Origin of the sequence: Bradyrhizobium sp. STM 3809 (assembly GCF_000239795.1) — a bacterium.
GTDB lineage: Bacteria > Pseudomonadota > Alphaproteobacteria > Rhizobiales > Xanthobacteraceae > Bradyrhizobium.
In genome coordinates, this window is the sequence record NZ_CAFJ01000443.1 from 1 (window position 1) to 626 (window position 626).

Consider the following 626-nt stretch of genomic DNA (forward strand, 5'->3'; position numbering starts at 1 on the left):
CCGCTGGAATAGACGTCGGCGCTGTCGAACATCGACACGCCGTGATCGAGGCAGACGTCGATCAGCCGGCTCGCGCCGTCGGCATCGGTCCCGCCCCAGGCCTTGAAGAAATCGTTGCCGCCGCCGAAGGTCGCGGTGCCGAAGCTGAGCGCGGGCACCCGCAGGCCGGAATGGCCGAGACGTCGATGGTCCATGTTGGTCTCCCTTGATCTCGTGGTCTCCTGGACCAGCTTGGCGACGACACGATGAATACGCGCACACGCCCTCGACCGCCATGGCACGCCCTGCATGGCCTCGCTGCGCTTGGCTGTGGTTCGGGCGCGCATCCGCCTTGACCGGGGGCGCTGCGGCTTGATCTAACCGGGCCGTCTGTCCTGAAGGCCCGGGGAACCCAACGCCGATGCGCATCGCCACCTGGAACGTCAATTCGGTCCGGCAACGGATCGAGCACCTCGTGACCTGGCTCAAGGAGTGCTCGCCGGACATCGTCTGCCTGCAGGAGATCAAGTGCACGGACGACGCCTTCCCGCGGCTGGAGATCGAGGCGCTCGGCTACAACGTCGTGACCCACGGCCAGAAGACCTTCAACGGCGTCGCGCTGCTGTCGAAGCTGCCGTTCGACGAGA

The 626-nt window shown here is 66.3% G+C and carries 2 protein-coding genes; one reads left to right on the forward strand and one right to left on the reverse strand.

Going from position 1 to position 626, the window contains the following annotated elements; all coding sequences use genetic code 11:
• The coding region (locus BRAS3809_RS20665; protein ID WP_035657308.1) for an aldo/keto reductase at nucleotides 1-194 on the reverse strand (194 nt) is incomplete at its 3' end.
• Nucleotides 195-400: 206 nt separating this feature from the next.
• Between BRAS3809_RS20665 and BRAS3809_RS20670 the strand changes: the two genes are divergently transcribed.
• A partial coding sequence (locus tag BRAS3809_RS20670) for an endonuclease/exonuclease/phosphatase family protein (protein WP_035657310.1) occupies nucleotides 401-626 on the forward strand: 226 nt, incomplete at its 3' end.